Annotated in this window: 16 protein-coding genes; 12 read left to right on the top strand and 4 right to left on the bottom strand. The window is 66.0% G+C overall.

The genetic code is table 11. The features are described 5' to 3' along the window. Nucleotides 1-21 precede the first annotated feature (21 nt). From pcaF to AC1Q5S_RS12400, 4 genes are all read left to right on the top strand, one after another. A complete protein-coding gene (gene pcaF / locus AC1Q5S_RS12415; RefSeq protein ID WP_303837540.1) occupies nucleotides 22-1,224 on the top strand; it encodes a 3-oxoadipyl-CoA thiolase in 1,203 nt (400 codons plus the stop codon). A gap of 17 nt (nucleotides 1,225-1,241) precedes the next feature. After that, nucleotides 1,242-2,042 carry a 3-oxoadipate enol-lactonase gene (gene pcaD / locus AC1Q5S_RS12410; RefSeq protein WP_422203623.1) on the top strand — a complete coding sequence of 267 codons (801 nt, stop codon included), beginning with the start codon at nucleotides 1,242-1,244 and terminating at the stop codon, nucleotides 2,040-2,042. Between the two features lie 93 nt (nucleotides 2,043-2,135). After that, nucleotides 2,136-2,876 carry an SDR family oxidoreductase gene (locus AC1Q5S_RS12405; protein WP_492238945.1) on the top strand — a complete coding sequence of 247 codons (741 nt, stop codon included), beginning with the start codon at nucleotides 2,136-2,138 and terminating at the stop codon, nucleotides 2,874-2,876. Between the two features lie 196 nt (nucleotides 2,877-3,072). After that, entirely contained in the window at nucleotides 3,073-4,083 is a 1,011-nt protein-coding gene (locus AC1Q5S_RS12400) for a Bug family tripartite tricarboxylate transporter substrate binding protein (protein WP_422203627.1), read from the top strand. Nucleotides 4,084-4,183: 100 nt separating this feature from the next. Here AC1Q5S_RS12400 and AC1Q5S_RS12395 read toward each other — a convergent pair whose 3' ends face one another. Next, on the bottom strand, nucleotides 4,184-4,825 hold the full coding sequence (locus tag AC1Q5S_RS12395) for a trimeric intracellular cation channel family protein (protein WP_303837560.1): 642 nt from the start codon (nucleotides 4,823-4,825) through the stop codon (nucleotides 4,184-4,186). A gap of 149 nt (nucleotides 4,826-4,974) precedes the next feature. Here AC1Q5S_RS12395 and AC1Q5S_RS12390 point away from each other — a divergent pair, with 149 nt between their 5' ends. From AC1Q5S_RS12390 to AC1Q5S_RS12380, 3 genes are all read left to right on the top strand, one after another. Then, entirely contained in the window at nucleotides 4,975-5,613 is a 639-nt protein-coding gene (locus tag AC1Q5S_RS12390) for a LysE family transporter (RefSeq protein WP_422203630.1), read from the top strand. Between the two features lie 103 nt (nucleotides 5,614-5,716). Beyond that, nucleotides 5,717-6,334, top strand: coding sequence for a nucleotide-binding protein (locus tag AC1Q5S_RS12385; protein ID WP_303835352.1), 618 nt, complete (start codon nucleotides 5,717-5,719; stop codon nucleotides 6,332-6,334). Nucleotides 6,335-6,412: 78 nt separating this feature from the next. Then, nucleotides 6,413-6,877, top strand: coding sequence for a MaoC family dehydratase (locus AC1Q5S_RS12380; protein WP_303835354.1), 465 nt, complete (start codon nucleotides 6,413-6,415; stop codon nucleotides 6,875-6,877). A gap of 121 nt (nucleotides 6,878-6,998) precedes the next feature. On the opposite strand, the gene AC1Q5S_RS12375 is transcribed toward AC1Q5S_RS12380, so the two are convergent. Next, on the bottom strand, nucleotides 6,999-7,322 hold the full coding sequence (locus AC1Q5S_RS12375) for a DUF4148 domain-containing protein (protein WP_492238944.1): 324 nt from the start codon (nucleotides 7,320-7,322) through the stop codon (nucleotides 6,999-7,001). Nucleotides 7,323-7,533: 211 nt separating this feature from the next. On the opposite strand from AC1Q5S_RS12375, the gene AC1Q5S_RS12370 reads away from it, so the two are divergent. Beyond that, nucleotides 7,534-8,487 carry a LysR family transcriptional regulator gene (locus tag AC1Q5S_RS12370; RefSeq protein ID WP_422203634.1) on the top strand — a complete coding sequence of 318 codons (954 nt, stop codon included), beginning with the start codon at nucleotides 7,534-7,536 and terminating at the stop codon, nucleotides 8,485-8,487. Here AC1Q5S_RS12370 and AC1Q5S_RS12365 read toward each other — a convergent pair. Next, nucleotides 8,476-8,979, bottom strand: coding sequence for a tRNA (cytidine(34)-2'-O)-methyltransferase (locus tag AC1Q5S_RS12365; protein WP_303835359.1), 504 nt, complete (start codon nucleotides 8,977-8,979; stop codon nucleotides 8,476-8,478). The two genes, AC1Q5S_RS12370 and AC1Q5S_RS12365, sit on opposite strands and share 12 nt — an antisense overlap. 57 nt (nucleotides 8,980-9,036) lie before the next feature. Beyond that, a complete protein-coding gene (locus AC1Q5S_RS12360; RefSeq protein WP_303835361.1) occupies nucleotides 9,037-9,759 on the bottom strand; it encodes a ComF family protein in 723 nt (240 codons plus the stop codon). A gap of 35 nt (nucleotides 9,760-9,794) precedes the next feature. On the opposite strand from AC1Q5S_RS12360, the gene AC1Q5S_RS12355 reads away from it, so the two are divergent. From AC1Q5S_RS12355 to ctaD, 4 genes are all read left to right on the top strand, one after another. Beyond that, nucleotides 9,795-10,697 (top strand): class I SAM-dependent methyltransferase, encoded by a 903-nt coding sequence (locus AC1Q5S_RS12355; RefSeq protein ID WP_422203637.1) that lies wholly within the window; start codon nucleotides 9,795-9,797, stop codon nucleotides 10,695-10,697. 69 nt (nucleotides 10,698-10,766) lie between these two features. Next, the gene (locus AC1Q5S_RS12350; RefSeq protein WP_422203639.1) at nucleotides 10,767-11,273 is read left to right on the top strand and encodes a DUF2244 domain-containing protein; all 507 of its coding nucleotides are present in this window, start codon (nucleotides 10,767-10,769) and stop codon (nucleotides 11,271-11,273) included. Between the two features lie 58 nt (nucleotides 11,274-11,331). Further along, a complete protein-coding gene (coxB, locus tag AC1Q5S_RS12345; RefSeq protein WP_303835365.1) occupies nucleotides 11,332-12,501 on the top strand; it encodes a cytochrome c oxidase subunit II in 1,170 nt (389 codons plus the stop codon). 30 nt (nucleotides 12,502-12,531) lie between these two features. Next, nucleotides 12,532-14,151 carry a cytochrome c oxidase subunit I gene (ctaD, locus tag AC1Q5S_RS12340; RefSeq protein WP_026434744.1) on the top strand — a complete coding sequence of 540 codons (1,620 nt, stop codon included), beginning with the start codon at nucleotides 12,532-12,534 and terminating at the stop codon, nucleotides 14,149-14,151. Nucleotides 14,152-14,153 lie beyond the last annotated feature (2 nt).

The following is a 14,153-nucleotide window of genomic DNA, read 5'->3' as shown; positions in this document are numbered from 1 at the left end:
TCCACACCACCGAACACACCCATGACCCAAGCCTTCATCTGTGACGCCATCCGCACCCCCTTTGGCCGCTACGGCGGCGCGCTGTCGAACGTGCGCACCGACGACCTCGGCGCCATCCCGCTCAAGGCGCTGATGGAGCGCAACCCCGGCGTGGACTGGGCCGCCGTGACCGATGTGCTCTATGGCTGCGCCAATCAGGCCGGTGAAGACAACCGCAACGTGGCGCGCATGTCCAGCCTGCTGGCGGGCCTGCCGCTTGAGGTGCCGGGCGCCACCATCAACCGCCTGTGCGGTTCGGGCCTGGACGCCGTGGGCACGGCCGCGCGCGCCATCAAATCGGGCGAAGCCGGGCTCATGATCGCCGGCGGCGTGGAAAGCATGAGCCGCGCGCCCTTCGTGATGCCCAAGGCCGAGACCGCCTTCAGCCGCAACAACGCGGTGTATGACACCACGATCGGCTGGCGCTTCGTCAACAAGCTGATGAAGGCGCAGTACGGCGTGGATTCGATGCCCGAAACCGCAGAGAACGTGGCCACCGATTTCGGCATCGAACGCGAAGCGCAGGACCGCATGGCGCTGCGCAGCCAGCTCAACGCCGTGGCCGCGATCCAGGCCGGCCACCTGGCGCGCGAGATCGTGTCCGTGACCATTCCCCAGAAAAAGGGCGACGCCATCGTCGTCCGCCAGGACGAGCACCCGCGCGAAACCAGCCTGGAAGCGCTGGCCCGGCTCAAGGGCGTGGTGCGGCCTGATGGCACCGTCACCGCCGGCAACGCCTCGGGCGTGAACGACGGTGCCTGCGCCCTGCTGCTGGCCGATGAAGCCAGCGCCGCCAAGTACGGCCTCAAGCCCCGCGCCCGCGTGGTGGGCATGGCGACGGCCGGCGTGGCGCCGCGCATCATGGGCTTCGGCCCCACGCCCGCCACGCTGAAGGTGCTGGCCCAGACCGGCCTGACCATCGACCACATGGACGTGATCGAGCTCAACGAAGCCTTTGCCGCCCAGGGCCTGGCCGTGTTGCGCGCCCTGGGCCTGAAGGACGACGACGCCCGCGTGAACGCCTGGGGCGGCGCCATTGCGCTGGGCCACCCGCTGGGTGCCAGCGGCGCCCGCCTGGTGACCACCGCCGTGAACCGCCTGCACGCCACGGGGGGCAAATACGCGCTGTGCACCATGTGCATCGGCGTGGGGCAGGGCATTGCCGTGATCATCGAACGCGTCTGACCGGGCCAGCACACACCATGCAGACACAAACCATCGAAACCCCCGGCGGATCCTTCCGCGTGCGCCTGGACGGGCCCACCCATGCACCCGTGCTGGTGTTTGCCAACTCGCTGGGCACCACGCTGGAGATGTGGGATGCACAGGCACAGCGCTTTGCCCAGACGCACCGCGTGCTGCGCTACGACACGCGCGGCCACGGTGGCAGCGTGGTATCGCCCGGCCCCTACAGCTTTGACCAGCTCGGCGGCGATGTGGTGGCGCTGCTGGATGCGCTGGGCATTGCCAAGGCCAGCTTTTGCGGCATCTCCATGGGTGGCCTCACCGGCCTGTGGCTGGGCGTGCATGCCGGCGAGCGCCTGAACCACCTGGTGGTGTGCAACAGCGCCGCCAAGATTGGCACGGCCGAAGGCTGGCAAACCCGCGCCGCGCTGGTGCGCGACCAGGGTACGGCGGCCATGGCCGAGCTGGCCGCTTCGTCGCCCGGCCGCTGGTTCACCGAGCCCTTCATCGCGGCCGAACCCGCGCTGGTGGCCCGTGCACAAGGCTGGATTGCCGGCATCGCGCCCGAAGGCTACGCCGCCTGCTGCGACGCCCTGGCGCAGGCCGATCTGCGAAGCGCCATCAGCGCCATCCGCGTGCCCACCCTGCTGATTGCCGGCGCCAGCGACCCGGTCACCACCGTGGCCGACGCCCAGGCCATGCAGCGCGCCATCGCCGGCGCGCACCTGGCCGAGCTGCCTGCATCGCACCTGTCCAACCTGGAAGCTCCCGCCGCGTTCGACGATGCGCTGGCGGCCTTTCTTGCCACGGGGGCCTGAGAGCCTGAGAGTCTTTCGTCCATGCCCGCTCAACACGCCAAAAAACTCTCAGGCTCTGAGCCACCCGCGAACCCGCAACGTACCGGAACCCGCATGAGCTACCCCCACACCAGCCCCGCAGGCGCGCCCGAGCGCGTGCTGATCACCGGTGGCGCCGCCGGCATCGGCGCCGCCATTGCCGAGCGCTGCCGCGCCGAAGGCTACCTGCCGGTTGTCATCGACCGCATGGTGGATGGCGTGCACGGCGGCTTGCGCGCCGACCTGTCGGATGCGGCGGACACCGCGCGGGCCTTGCAGGAGGCGCTGGCCGGTGGCCCCATCACCCGCCTGGTCAACAACGTGGGCGTGGTGGTGCCAGCCGATGCCGAGCACCAGACCCTGGCCGAGTTCGACCTGGCCGTGTCGCTGAACCTGCGCTGCGCCTTCCAGTGCATGCAGGCGCTGCTGCCGGGCATGAAAGCGGCCGGCTTCGGGCGCATCGTCAACATGTCCTCGCGCGCTGCGCTGGGCAAGGAGTTGCGCACCGCCTACGCCGCCACCAAGGCCGGCCTGATCGGCATGACGCGGGTGTGGGCGCTGGAGCTGGGCCAGCATGGCATCACGGCCAACGCCATCGGTCCCGGCCCCATCCGCACTGAACTGTTCGACCGCGCCAATCCGCCCGATGCACCGCGCACCCGCGCCATCGTCGAGTCCGTGCCCGTCAGGCGCATCGGCACGCCCGAGGATGTGGCCCACGCCGCCAGCTACCTGCTGGACGCGCGCAGCGGCTTTGTCACGGGGCAGGTTCTGTACGTCTGCGGTGGCATGACCGTCGGCGTGGCCGGGGTCTGACCGCATGGCAGCGCCTGCTGTCGAAGAACACCATGGGCTGCACCCTGGTGAACCCTTTCCTGGTGGACGCGATCTGCATCGCGGCCATCCTGATCCGGCCCCATCTGTGAGGCCTTGACCCTGCCTGTTGCGCCGGGGCGCACACACGCCCCGTGCAGCAGGCCCCATTCTCCCGAGCAAGACAGAGGAACCCACCATGACCCATTCCACCCACCGCACCTTCCTGGCCGGCCGCCGCCAGGCCCTGGCTGTCCTGGCCAGCCTGGCCGCCGGCACGGCCGCCCTGCCGGGCGCCGCCCTGGCACAGGCCTACCCCGCCAAGCCCGTCACCATCATCGTGCCGTTTGCGGCCGGTGGCACTACCGACATCCTGGCGCGCATCATTGGCCAGGCATTGACCACCGAGCTGGGCCAGTCCGTGGTGGTGGACAACCGCGCGGGCGCCGGCGGCAACATCGGCGGCCAGGCCGCCGCCCGGGCGCAGGCCGATGGCTACACCCTGTTCATGGGCACGGTGGGCACGCACGCCATCAACGCCAGCCTGTACAAGAAGATGCCGTTCGACCCGGTCAAGGACTTTGCACCCCTGACCCGCGTGGCCAATGTGCCCAACCTGCTGGTGGCCAACCCGGCCCAGCCCTACAAGAACGTGAAGGAACTGATCGCCTACGCCAAGGCCAACCCGGGCAAGATCAACTTTGGCTCGTCGGGCAACGGCAGCTCCATCCACCTGTCGGGCGAGCTGTTCAAGAGCATGGCCAAGGTGGACATGGTGCATGTGCCCTACAAGGGTAGCGCCCCGGCCGTCACCGACCTGCTGGGCAACCAGATCGGCATCATGTTCGACAACATGCCCTCGGCCATCCAGCATGTGCGCAGCGGCAAGCTGGTGCCCCTGGCCGTGACCACCGCCAAGCGCTCGCCCGAGCTGCCCAACGTGCCGACCATCGCTGAAGCCGGTGTGCCCGGCTATGAGGCCACCTCGTGGTTCGGCATGTTCGCGCCCGCAGGCACGCCCGCACCGGTGCTGGCCAAGCTCAACGCCGCCCTGGTCAAGGTGCTGGCCCAGGCCGACGTGAAGAAGAAGATCAACGAGCAGGGCGCCGAAACCTACAGCGAAACCCCCGCGCAGTTTGCCGCCTTCATCCAGTCTGAGAGCGTGAAGTGGGGCAAGGTGGTCAAGGAGTCGGGCGCAAGTCTGGACTGACCGCACCCCGGTTGCATTGAAATGGATAGCTGCTGGCGCACATGCATGGTGCGCCAGCAGCTATTTTTGCGTCAAAACGCCTGGCGCCCGCGCCGCGCGCTCACCCCCGCCACGCCGGCAGCTGCCAGTTGCGCCACAGCGCCAGCCCGCGCAGCCCGGCCGTCACCAGCACGCAGGCCAAGAGCGCGGCCCATTCGGGCGCCTGGAACTGGCGCAGCGCCACATCGACCCAGCCGCCAGCAAAGGCGCACAGCGCATAGGGACGGTGGTCGCTGAAGGCCTGGGGCACCTTGTTGCACAGCACGTCACGCAGCACGCCGCCGAACACCCCGGTGATCAGGCCCATCATGACGGCAATGAGCGGCGGCATGCCCAACGCCATGGCCGCATCCACCCCGATGGCGGCAAACAGGCCCAGGCCAATCGCGTCGGGCAGCAGCATGGCGCGCTCGGTGGGCTGGAAGTGGCGCTGGCGCATGAACAGCATGCTGCCCACGCACAGCGCCAGGATGCCCCAGACATAGCCCGTGTGGCGCACCCAGAAGAAGGGCCGCTGGTCCAGCAGCAGGTCGCGCAGCGTGCCGCCGCCAAAGGCGGCCACGAAGGCCACCACGCACACCCCTACCGCATCCATGCGCTGGCGCGCGGCGGCGATCATGCCCGAAAGCGCAAAAGCGACGGTGGCCGCGACTTCCAGCACAAAGCGCAGGGTGTGTATCCACGGGGTTTCTGGCAGGTCCATGGGGGGCGATCGCGGTTCTGGATGAATTGGCTATTGAATATATAGCTGCTGGCGCTTGTTTTGAAAGCGCTGGCGCGTATTTCCTTTCGTATCCGTGGGGCCGTGCGGCCGGTTGCTAAGATGCTTGCCCTTCTCGTGTGGGGCTTTTCATGGACTTGCAGACCTGGTTGGCATTTTTTGCGGCATCGTGCCTGATTGCGGTGTCGCCGGGCTCGGGGGCTGTGCTGTCGATGAGCCACGGACTGTCGTATGGCGTGCGCAAGACGGGCGCCACCATCGCCGGGCTGCAGCTCGGGCTGCTGATGATCTTGCTGATTGCCGGTGCGGGCGTGGGCTCGCTGCTGCTGGCATCCGAGCTGGCCTTCAGCGTGGTGAAGGTGCTGGGCGCCTGCTATCTGATCTATGTGGGCTGGAGCCAGTGGTGCGCGGGCGAGGACTCGCCTCTGCACGGGGACGAGGCGGCACCGGCCGGCCCGTGGCAAAAGCGCTTTCTGACGGGTTTTCTGACCAACGCCACCAACCCCAAGGGCATCATCTTCATGGTGGCCGTGCTGCCCCAGTTCATGACCGATGGCCGCCCGCTGTGGATGCAGCTGCTGGTCATGGCCGCCACCACCGTGGCGGTGGACGTGACGGTGATGCACGGTTACGCTGCCGGGGCCAGCGCGCTGCGCCGCCTGATGCGCAGCGCCAGCGCGGTGCGCACGCAGAACCGCGTGTTTGGCGGGCTGCTGATGGCGGTGGGTGCGGGGCTGTTCTTCGTCAAGCGCGGCGGACAGCATGCCTGAGCGGAGCGGTTGCTTCTATTTGGATCGCTGTTCGCGCTGGATGCATGAGCGCCAGAGGCATTTTTCAGATGTTGTTCAACCTGTGAACTCGGGAGGATGAGCCATGCCAGTGGTTGTTGTCGCCAATCCCAAGGGCGGCGTGGGCAAGTCCACGCTGTCCACCAATGTGGCCGGCTATTACGCCCGGCAGGGGCATCCGGTGATTCTGGGCGACACCGATCGCCAACAGTCCGCCCGCCTGTGGCTGGGCCTGCGCCCGCCCGCCGCCCGTCCCATAGGCGCCTGGAGCGCCAGTGCCGACGAGATCACCAAGCCGCCCAAGGGCAGCACGCACGCGGTGCTCGACACCCCGGCGGGTCTGCATGGCCGGCGGCTGAGCGATGTGCTCAAGCTGGCCGACCGCATCATCGTGCCGCTGCAGCCCAGCGTGTTCGACATCTTCGCCACGCGCGCTTTTCTGGACCAGCTGGCCGAGCACCGCCATGGCGCGGGCGTGCAGGTGGGCATTGTCGGCATGCGGGTGGACGCCCGTACCAAGGCCGCGGAGCAGCTGCACCACTTTGTCGACAGCCTGGGCTTTCCCGTGCTGGGCTATCTGCGCGACACGCAGAACTATGTGCACCTGGCGGCGCACGGGCTCACGCTGTTCGATGTGGCGCCCGCACGCGTGGTGCGCGATCTGGAGCAGTGGCAAGGGATTTGTTCCTGGCTGGATGCCTGAAAGCCAGCCCGCAGCGGGGGGGCCTTGCTGTCGCTTTCCCGACACGCCCTGCGCGGGCCGCGGCGCTACATTGGTTCCATGAAAACCTTCCACTCTTACTCCGAAGTCAGCGCCTGCGTGGGCCAGGAGGTCGCCGTGACCGACTGGATCACCATCACGCAGGAACAGGTCAACCTGTTTGCCCAGGCCACGGGCGACCACCAATGGATCCATGTGGACCCCGAGCGTGCCCGGGCCGGGCCGTTTGGCGCTCCGATTGCGCATGGTTTTCTCACGCTGTCGCTGATTCCACGTTTTTTTGAGCAGGGGCTGCGCATCGAAGGCGCGCGCATGGGGGTCAACTACGGCCTCAACCGCGTGCGCTTCACGGCGCCCGTGCCGGTGGGCAGCCGCCTGCGCGCGCGCCTGGTGTTGCAGGCCACCGAACCCCAGGCGCCCGATGGGCTGCAGATGACCTGGCTGGTGACGGTGGAGCGCGAGGGCGGCGACAAGCCCGTGTGTGTGGCCGAATCGCTTTCGCGCAGTTACGGCGCGGCACCCTGAGCGCTGGCCGCCAGCGGGCGTCACCAGCGGCTGCCCGCACGGCCAGCGCACATGAAAAAGGCCTGCAAGCGTGTGCCTGCAGGCCTGGTGTGCCGAGGGCCGCCGAGGCGGTCTGTCGGGTTTATTGGTCGCCGTGCACGATGGCGCCGGCCTTGACGGCTTCCATGGCTTCGGCGCGCACTGCTTCGCGCGTGAGCACGGTGCCGGACTGTGTGCTGATCGGTGCGGGCACGTTGTCCCACTCGCCATCACGGGGCAGCGTGCCTGCCTTGCGTGCCGCCACCAGCTCGGCAATGACGGCTTCGCGGGTCAGGGTACTGGGGGCTTCGACGGTGGCGGGGTAGTTGGACCAGTCGCCTTCATGGGGTGCGGCGGACTGCGCCTGCGCGGCAAAGGCGCTCAGTGCAAGGGTGACGGCGACGGTCAGGGTGCGGTGCATGTTCATGGTGGCTCCTTCAAGAATGAGACAGTTCCTCCGGGCAAGACACGGTGTTTGGCGCCGGTCTCGTCCTGCCTCGGTGAGTGCCGTTCACGGTGTCGCTCATCGATGGAAGTGACTGTATCGAGGGTTAACCCCGGAAAAAACCGCTTGGGAGGCAATGAATAATTCTCAAAATTGAAATAATCACCGCTCCAGCAACTATTTCATTGCCCAAATGGACAGGCTTCTGACCATGCGCGTATTCCAGACCGTGGCGGAGGAGGGCAGCTTTGCCGCCGCCGCCCGCGCGCTCGATCTGTCACCCCCCGGTGTCACGCGGCTGGTGGCTGACTTGGAGCAGCATCTGGGCACCCGCCTGCTGCAGCGCACCACGCGCAAGCTCGCGCTGACGGATGCGGGCGAGGGCTATCTGCAGCGCGTGCGCGCCATCCTGCACGAAATCGAGGACGCCGAGGCCGCCGCCGCGTCGAGCACCCGCGACTTGCGCGGCACCATTCGCGTGCTGGCGGCTCCCTTGCTGGCCACGCACTTTCTTGCACCGCTGCTGGCGCCGTGGCATGTGCTGTATCCCATGCTCATGCTCGATATCCTGGTGGATGCGTTTCCTGCGTCGCGGGTGGACGAGTTTGATGTCACTTTCATGGTGGCAGGGGAGGACTACGATGGCAATATCGTGGCCCGGCCCATGGCCCATTGGGAGGCCATCGTCATTGCTGCACCCGCCTATCTGCAGCGCATGGGGGTGCCTGTCGAGCCCGACGATCTGCAGCACCACGAATACCTGCGTTATTCAGGCCAGCTGGTTCGCTCCCAGAGCGGTGCCGCGCAACGGTTGCGGCTGCGACCCGTGCAGGGCGCGGGCGTGGCGCAGGAGGTGAAGGTGCCGGTGGTGCTGCAGTCCGTCAGCGCGGGCGTGCTGCTGCGCGCCGCAGTGGACGGCATGGGCGTGGCCGTGATGTCGCGGTTGCTGGCGGGGCCCCATCTGGCCAGCGGTGCGCTCGTGCATGTGTTGCCCGACTGGATCTTTTCCCGCTACGCCGTGTATGCCGCGCTGCCGTCGCGTCGCATGGTGCCGGCCCGCACCAGGGTGTTCCTTGATTTTGTCAGCGAGCACGCACAGCATCTGGCTTCCTCGCGCCCTGGAGGCGGCAGGGTGTCAGCGCAATGATTCCAGCGCGGCTGCGGCCGTCACGCCGGGCATGCCGAAGCTGTTCTGGCGCCAGGCTTCGAACACGGTCACTGCGACGGCGTTGGAGAGGTTCAGGCTGCGTTGCCCGGCCACCATGGGCAGGCGCACGCGCTGCGCGGGCGGGAAGGTTTCGCGCAACTCGGGGGGCAGGCCCCGCGTTTCCGCGCCGAACACCAGCCAGTCGCCGGGGAGAAAGCAGGTGTCAAAAGCGCTCTGGCTGCCGTGCGTGGTCAGGGCGAACATGCGTGTGAAGTCGGGCTGGGCGCTGCGCAGGAAGGCGGTCCACCCCGGATGCCGTTGCACCTGGGTGTATTCGTGGTAATCCAGCCCGGCGCGGCGCATCAGCCGGTCTTCCATCGAAAAACCCAGGGGCTCGATCAGATGCAGCGTGCAACCCGTGTTGGCCGCCAGGCGAATCACATTGCCGGTGTTGGGCGGTATCTCGGGTTCGACCAGGACGATATGGAACATGGCCTGTATTGTCCTGCGGACACGCGGGTCTGCGCAGCGCCCTCGTAAACAAAGGTTTCAGGAGTGTTCGGTGCGCGCCACCACCAGGGCCGTGATGTGTGCCGTGCCCGCCTGGCGCAGTGCATGGGCGGCCGCATGCAGCGTGGCACCGGTCGTCATCACATCGTCGAGCAGAACAATGCGTTGCCCTTGCAGGGTGGCCGCGCGGGTGGGCTCGACGGCAAACGCGCCCTGCAGGTTGCGCAGGCGCTGGCTGCGCGGCAGGCCACTTTGCGCCTCGGTGGCGTGCAGCCGCAGCAGCAGCGTGGCGTCCACCTTGGGACCGGCGAGGGGACGGGCCAGCAGGGCGGCCTGGTTGAAGCCGCGTTCTTGCAGGCGCTCTCGCGACAGTGGCACCGGCAGTACCCGGTCGGCGGCTTCCAGCGCCGGCTCCACCCAGGGCGTGCTGCGCAGCAGCGTGGCCAGCGCCGCAGCCCAGCCGGGATCGCCGCGGAACTTGAATTCGGCGATGGCGCCGGCCCAGGGGTAGGCATAGTCCACTGCGGCCAAACAGGCATCCAGCGCGGGTGGTTCGCGCAGGCAGGCACCGCATTCCGGCACGCCTTCGGGAACCGGCAAGGCGCAGCGCGTGCAGCGCGCGCGGGGCTGCGCAAACCGGGCAGCACAGCCATCGCACACGCGCCGGGCCGGCCAGGCGCGGCACACGGCGCACTGGCTGGGCAGGTGCCCGACCAGCGCGCCGATGCGCCGGGATGTCCCTGTCAGCATCTTGTAAAGCATGGGGTCAATATACTCGTCTGCCCATCTTTGCCACCATGTCCACCGAGCATCCTCCCACCATCGACCCCGTTGCGGCAGCCCGCTGGCATGCCGCAGCGCCGGCCCAATCTCCCTGGCTGCATGAAGAGGTGGCCAAGCGCATGGACGACCGCTTGCAGTGGATTCGCCAGGCTCCCGCCGCCTGGTGCCATTGGGATGCGGTGCGCGGGGGGCTGCAAGGCCATGCCCTGGTCAGCGCCCGTTATCCCCAGGCGCTTTGCCAGGTGACGGAAACATCGCCGCACTGCGTTCCTGTCGCAATGCAGGCACTGGCCCGGCCCTGGTGGAGCCCGACACGATGGAGTGCGGGACGCCCGCGTTTCGGCTTGCCGCAGGAGGGGAGCGTGCAGATGCTCTGGGCCAACATGGCACTGCACATGGCGAGCGATCCGCAGGCCCTCATCGCCCAATGGCACCGCGCGCTGGCCGTGGACGGCTATCTGATGTTCTCGTGCCTGGGGCCGGACACGGCCCAGGAACTGCACGCGGTGTATGCCGCTCTCGGCTGGCCGCCCGCCGGCCATGCCTTCACCGACATGCACGACTGGGGCGACATGCTCGTGCAGGCCGGCTTTGCCGAGCCGGTGATGGACATGGAGCGCATCCGGCTGACCTTTGCGACGCCGCAGCGCCTGTTGCAGGAGCTGGCGGAGCTGGGGTGCAACCTGCATCCTCAGCGCTTCCCTGCGTTGCGCGGACGCCACTGGCGCAGCCGCCTGCACGAAGTCTTGCAGGACCAGCTGGGGGATGCGGAACAGGATGGGCAATTGGCGCTAACGTTCGAAATCATCTATGGCCATGCCTACAAACCCAGGCCCAGGGTGCGGGTGAGTGCCAGCAGCGCGGTCTCCCTGGAGGACATGCGTTCCATGCTGCGTGAAGGCGGCATGAGGAGTTGATTCGTCACGTCTTGTCAATGATCTGGCGCAAGGGGCGCTACAATTCTCGACGGTTGAGGATTGGTGTCCTTGGCGCGCCGTATCGGTGCAGGGGCCATTTGCGAGGCGGTTGCGTTGACAAGTCTGATTTTTCGTTTTGCTACGGTGTCTGGCCAGCGAATTGACTGGCAACTGGCCCGCAAGGGCTTGGCGGAACGTGAACGGATGTGGCAGGGCACCTTGTTGCTGGCAATGGTCCTGCTTTTCTGGATGCTTGGCAACCGGTGGCACATGCCTTTGGTTTGGTTGGCTGCTGTCGCGGCAGGAGCGGTGTTCGTCCGGTACGGCCGCCATGCAGCGGATGGCGACAGGATTTGGCTGCAAGGCTCGCGCCTGGTGGTGGAGAGGGAGACGGCAGGCTGGCTGGAGCGCGCCGAGTTTGACCGGAGCCGGGTTCGGGTCGAGCCCAAAACCGCAGACCGTTCGCTGATCAGGCTGTCTGCGCAGGGTCGGTCGGTCGATGTGGGGCGCTTCGTGCGCCCCGAGCTTCGCCAGGCCCTGGCATCGGAGATCCGCATGGCTTTGCGCGCTGCCTGACCTCAAGCAGGTGCGCCAAGTGATTGGTTAAATTGAGGCTTAGAAGTAAGTGAGAACTATGAAGAGCATTTCCAACAAGCTGGCTTCTCTGCTGCTGACTGCCGGTGCATGGATGGGCACCGCTGCCCATGCCGTTCAAGACCTGCCCGGCGGCCCTGCGGTCAATCAGCTGAACCTGCATCCCCCTGTCACCAAGATCGCCGAAGAGCAGCATTTCCTGCACTGGATGATGCTGATCATCTGCACGGTGATCTTCATTGCGGTGTTTGCCGTGATGTTCTATTCGATCTGGAAGCACCGCAAATCCCGGGGCGCCAAGTCGGCCAATTTCCACGAGTCCGTCACGGTGGAGGTGGTCTGGACCGTCATTCCTTTCATCATCGTGATCCTCATGGCCCTGCCGGCCACGAAGGTCCTGGTGGCGCAGAAGGACACCACCAACGCCGACCTGACCATCAAGGCCACCGGATACCAGTGGAAATGGGGCTACGACTACATCACGGGCGAAGGCGAGGGCCTGGCCTTCATCTCCACGCTGGACAGCAGCCACCGCGCCATGTCCGACAGCGGCAACGTGAGCGAAGCACCTGCCAACTACCTGTTCAAGGTGGATAACCCGATGGTGGTGCCGGTGGGCAAGAAGATCCGCATCATCACCACCGCCAACGATGTGATCCATGCCTTCATGGTCCCGGCTTTCGGTATCAAGCAGGATGCGATCCCCGGTTTCGTGCGCGACACCTGGTTCCGCGCCGAGAAGGTCGGTGACTACTACGGCCAGTGCGCCGAGCTGTGCGGCAAGGAACATGCCTACATGCCCATCCATGTGAAGGTGTTGTCCGTCGAGGATTACAGCCAGTGGGTGGCCGACCAGAAGAAGAAGGCGGCGTCCAAGCTGGACGACCCTGCCAAGGTGTGGGCGCTGGACGACATGCTCAAGCGTGGTGAAAAGGTCTATGCCGCCAACTGCGCAGCCTGCCACCAGGCCAACGGCAAGGGTGCTGGCGCCATCAAGCCTCTGGATGGTTCCGCCATCGTGCTGGATACCGACCCTGCCAAGCAGATCCAGGTGCTGCTCAAGGGGGCGAACAACGGCGCCATGCCCGCGTGGACGCAACTGAGCGACACCGATATCGCTGCAGTGGTCACCTACACCAAGAACAACTGGTCCAACAAGACCGGACAGCTGGTGCAGCCAGCGGAAATCGTGGCCCAGCGTGGCAAGTAATCACCGCCCCAGAGCATTGAGGAATTCAAAATGAGCGCAGTTCTCGACAACCACGGGCACGCACACGACAGCCACGACCACCATGCACCGTCCGGCTGGCGCCGGTGGGTGTATGCCACCAACCACAAGGACATCGGTACGCTGTACCTGCTGTTCTCGTTCACCATGCTGATGATCGGCGGCGTTCTTGCGCTGCTGATCCGTGCCGAGCTGTTCCAGCCCGGCCTGCAACTGGTCAATCCCGAGCTGTTCAATCAGCTCACCACCATGCATGGCCTGATCATGGTGTTCGGCGCCATCATGCCGGCCTTCGTGGGTTTTGCGAACTGGATGATTCCGCTGCAGATCGGTGCATCGGACATGGCCTTCGCGCGCATGAACAACTTCAGCTTCTGGCTGATGATTCCTGCCGCGCTGATGCTTGTCAGCTCGTTCTTCATGCCCGGTGGCGCACCCGCTGCCGGCTGGACGCTGTATGCGCCGCTGACGCTGCAGATGGGTCCCTCGATGGATGCCGGCATTTTCGCCATGCACATCCTGGGCGCCAGTTCCATCATGGGCTCGATCAACATCATCGTGACCATCCTCAACATGCGCGCCCCCGGCATGACGCTGATGAAGATGCCCATGTTTGCCTGGACCTGGCTCATCACCGCCTACCTGCTGATCGCCGTGATGCCCGTGCTGGCTGGCGCCATCACCATGACGCTGACCGACCGCCACTTCGGCACCAGCTTCTTCAACCCCGCCGGCGGCGGTGACCCGGTGATGTACCAGCACATCTTCTGGTTCTTCGGCCACCCCGAGGTGTACATCATGATCTTGCCGGCCTTCGGCATCATCAGCCAGATCGTGCCCGCCTTTGCGCGCAAGAAGCTGTTTGGATACGCCTCCATGGTGTATGCCACTTCGTCGATTGCCATCCTGTCGTTCATCGTGTGGGCGCACCACATGTTCACGACCGGCATGCCCGTGACCGGCCAGCTGTTCTTCATGTACGCCACCATGCTGATCTCCGTGCCCACGGCCGTGAAGATCTTCAACTGGGTGGCCACCATGTGGCGTGGTTCCATGACGTTTGAAACCCCCATGCTGTTTGCCGTGGGTTTCATCTTCGTGTTCACCATGGGCGGTTTCACCGGTCTCATTCTGGCCATGGCGCCTATCGACATCCAGCTGCAGGACACCTACTACGTGGTGGCCCACTTCCACTATGTGCTGGTGGCCGGTTCGCTGTTCTCCATGTTTGCTGGTGTGTACTACTGGTTGCCCAAGTGGACGGGCGTGATGTATTCCGAAACCCGTGGCCAGATCCATTTCTGGGCCTCGCTGATCTTCTTCAACATCACTTTCTTCCCGATGCACTTCCTGGGCCTGGCCGGCATGCCACGCCGTTACGCCGACTACCCCATGCAGTTTGCTGATTTCAACGCCATCGCTTCGGTCGGCGCCTTGGGTTTTGGTTTGGCGCAGGTGTATTTCTTCCTGGCCGTGATCGTTCCGGCCATGCGCGGCAAGGGTGCCAAGGCCCCCGCCAAGCCCTGGGACGGTGCGGAAGGCCTGGAGTGGGAAGTTCCTTCGCCGGCACCGTTCCACACCTTTGAAAATCCGCCCAAGCTGGACGCCACGGCAACCCGCGTGATCGGCTGAAA

The organism is Acidovorax sp. GW835-FHT14B10 (assembly GCF_058793725.1).
The sequence above is the reverse complement of the archived record's forward strand: the minus strand, read 5'-3'. Positions and strand labels throughout refer to the sequence as shown.

Excerpts from the sequence above, each read along its gene's own strand:
- AC1Q5S_RS12365 (WP_303835359.1), bottom strand. The coding sequence starts at position 8,979 with ATGTTCCATATCGTCCTGGTCGAACCCGAGATACCGCCCAACACCGGC.
- AC1Q5S_RS12370 (WP_422203634.1), top strand. The coding sequence starts at position 7,534 with ATGGACAGGCTTCTGACCATGCGCGTATTCCAGACCGTGGCGGAGGAG.
- ctaD (WP_026434744.1), top strand. The coding sequence starts at position 12,532 with ATGAGCGCAGTTCTCGACAACCACGGGCACGCACACGACAGCCACGAC.
- AC1Q5S_RS12380 (WP_303835354.1), top strand. The coding sequence starts at position 6,413 with ATGAAAACCTTCCACTCTTACTCCGAAGTCAGCGCCTGCGTGGGCCAG.
- coxB (WP_303835365.1), top strand. The coding sequence starts at position 11,332 with ATGAAGAGCATTTCCAACAAGCTGGCTTCTCTGCTGCTGACTGCCGGT.
- pcaF (WP_303837540.1), top strand. The coding sequence starts at position 22 with ATGACCCAAGCCTTCATCTGTGACGCCATCCGCACCCCCTTTGGCCGC.
- AC1Q5S_RS12405 (WP_492238945.1), top strand. The coding sequence starts at position 2,136 with ATGAGCTACCCCCACACCAGCCCCGCAGGCGCGCCCGAGCGCGTGCTG.
- AC1Q5S_RS12385 (WP_303835352.1), top strand. The coding sequence starts at position 5,717 with ATGCCAGTGGTTGTTGTCGCCAATCCCAAGGGCGGCGTGGGCAAGTCC.
- AC1Q5S_RS12390 (WP_422203630.1), top strand. The coding sequence starts at position 4,975 with ATGGACTTGCAGACCTGGTTGGCATTTTTTGCGGCATCGTGCCTGATT.
- AC1Q5S_RS12360 (WP_303835361.1), bottom strand. The coding sequence starts at position 9,759 with ATGCTTTACAAGATGCTGACAGGGACATCCCGGCGCATCGGCGCGCTG.
- AC1Q5S_RS12395 (WP_303837560.1), bottom strand. The coding sequence starts at position 4,825 with ATGGACCTGCCAGAAACCCCGTGGATACACACCCTGCGCTTTGTGCTG.
- pcaD (WP_422203623.1), top strand. The coding sequence starts at position 1,242 with ATGCAGACACAAACCATCGAAACCCCCGGCGGATCCTTCCGCGTGCGC.
- AC1Q5S_RS12375 (WP_492238944.1), bottom strand. The coding sequence starts at position 7,322 with ATGAACATGCACCGCACCCTGACCGTCGCCGTCACCCTTGCACTGAGC.
- AC1Q5S_RS12400 (WP_422203627.1), top strand. The coding sequence starts at position 3,073 with ATGACCCATTCCACCCACCGCACCTTCCTGGCCGGCCGCCGCCAGGCC.
- AC1Q5S_RS12355 (WP_422203637.1), top strand. The coding sequence starts at position 9,795 with ATGTCCACCGAGCATCCTCCCACCATCGACCCCGTTGCGGCAGCCCGC.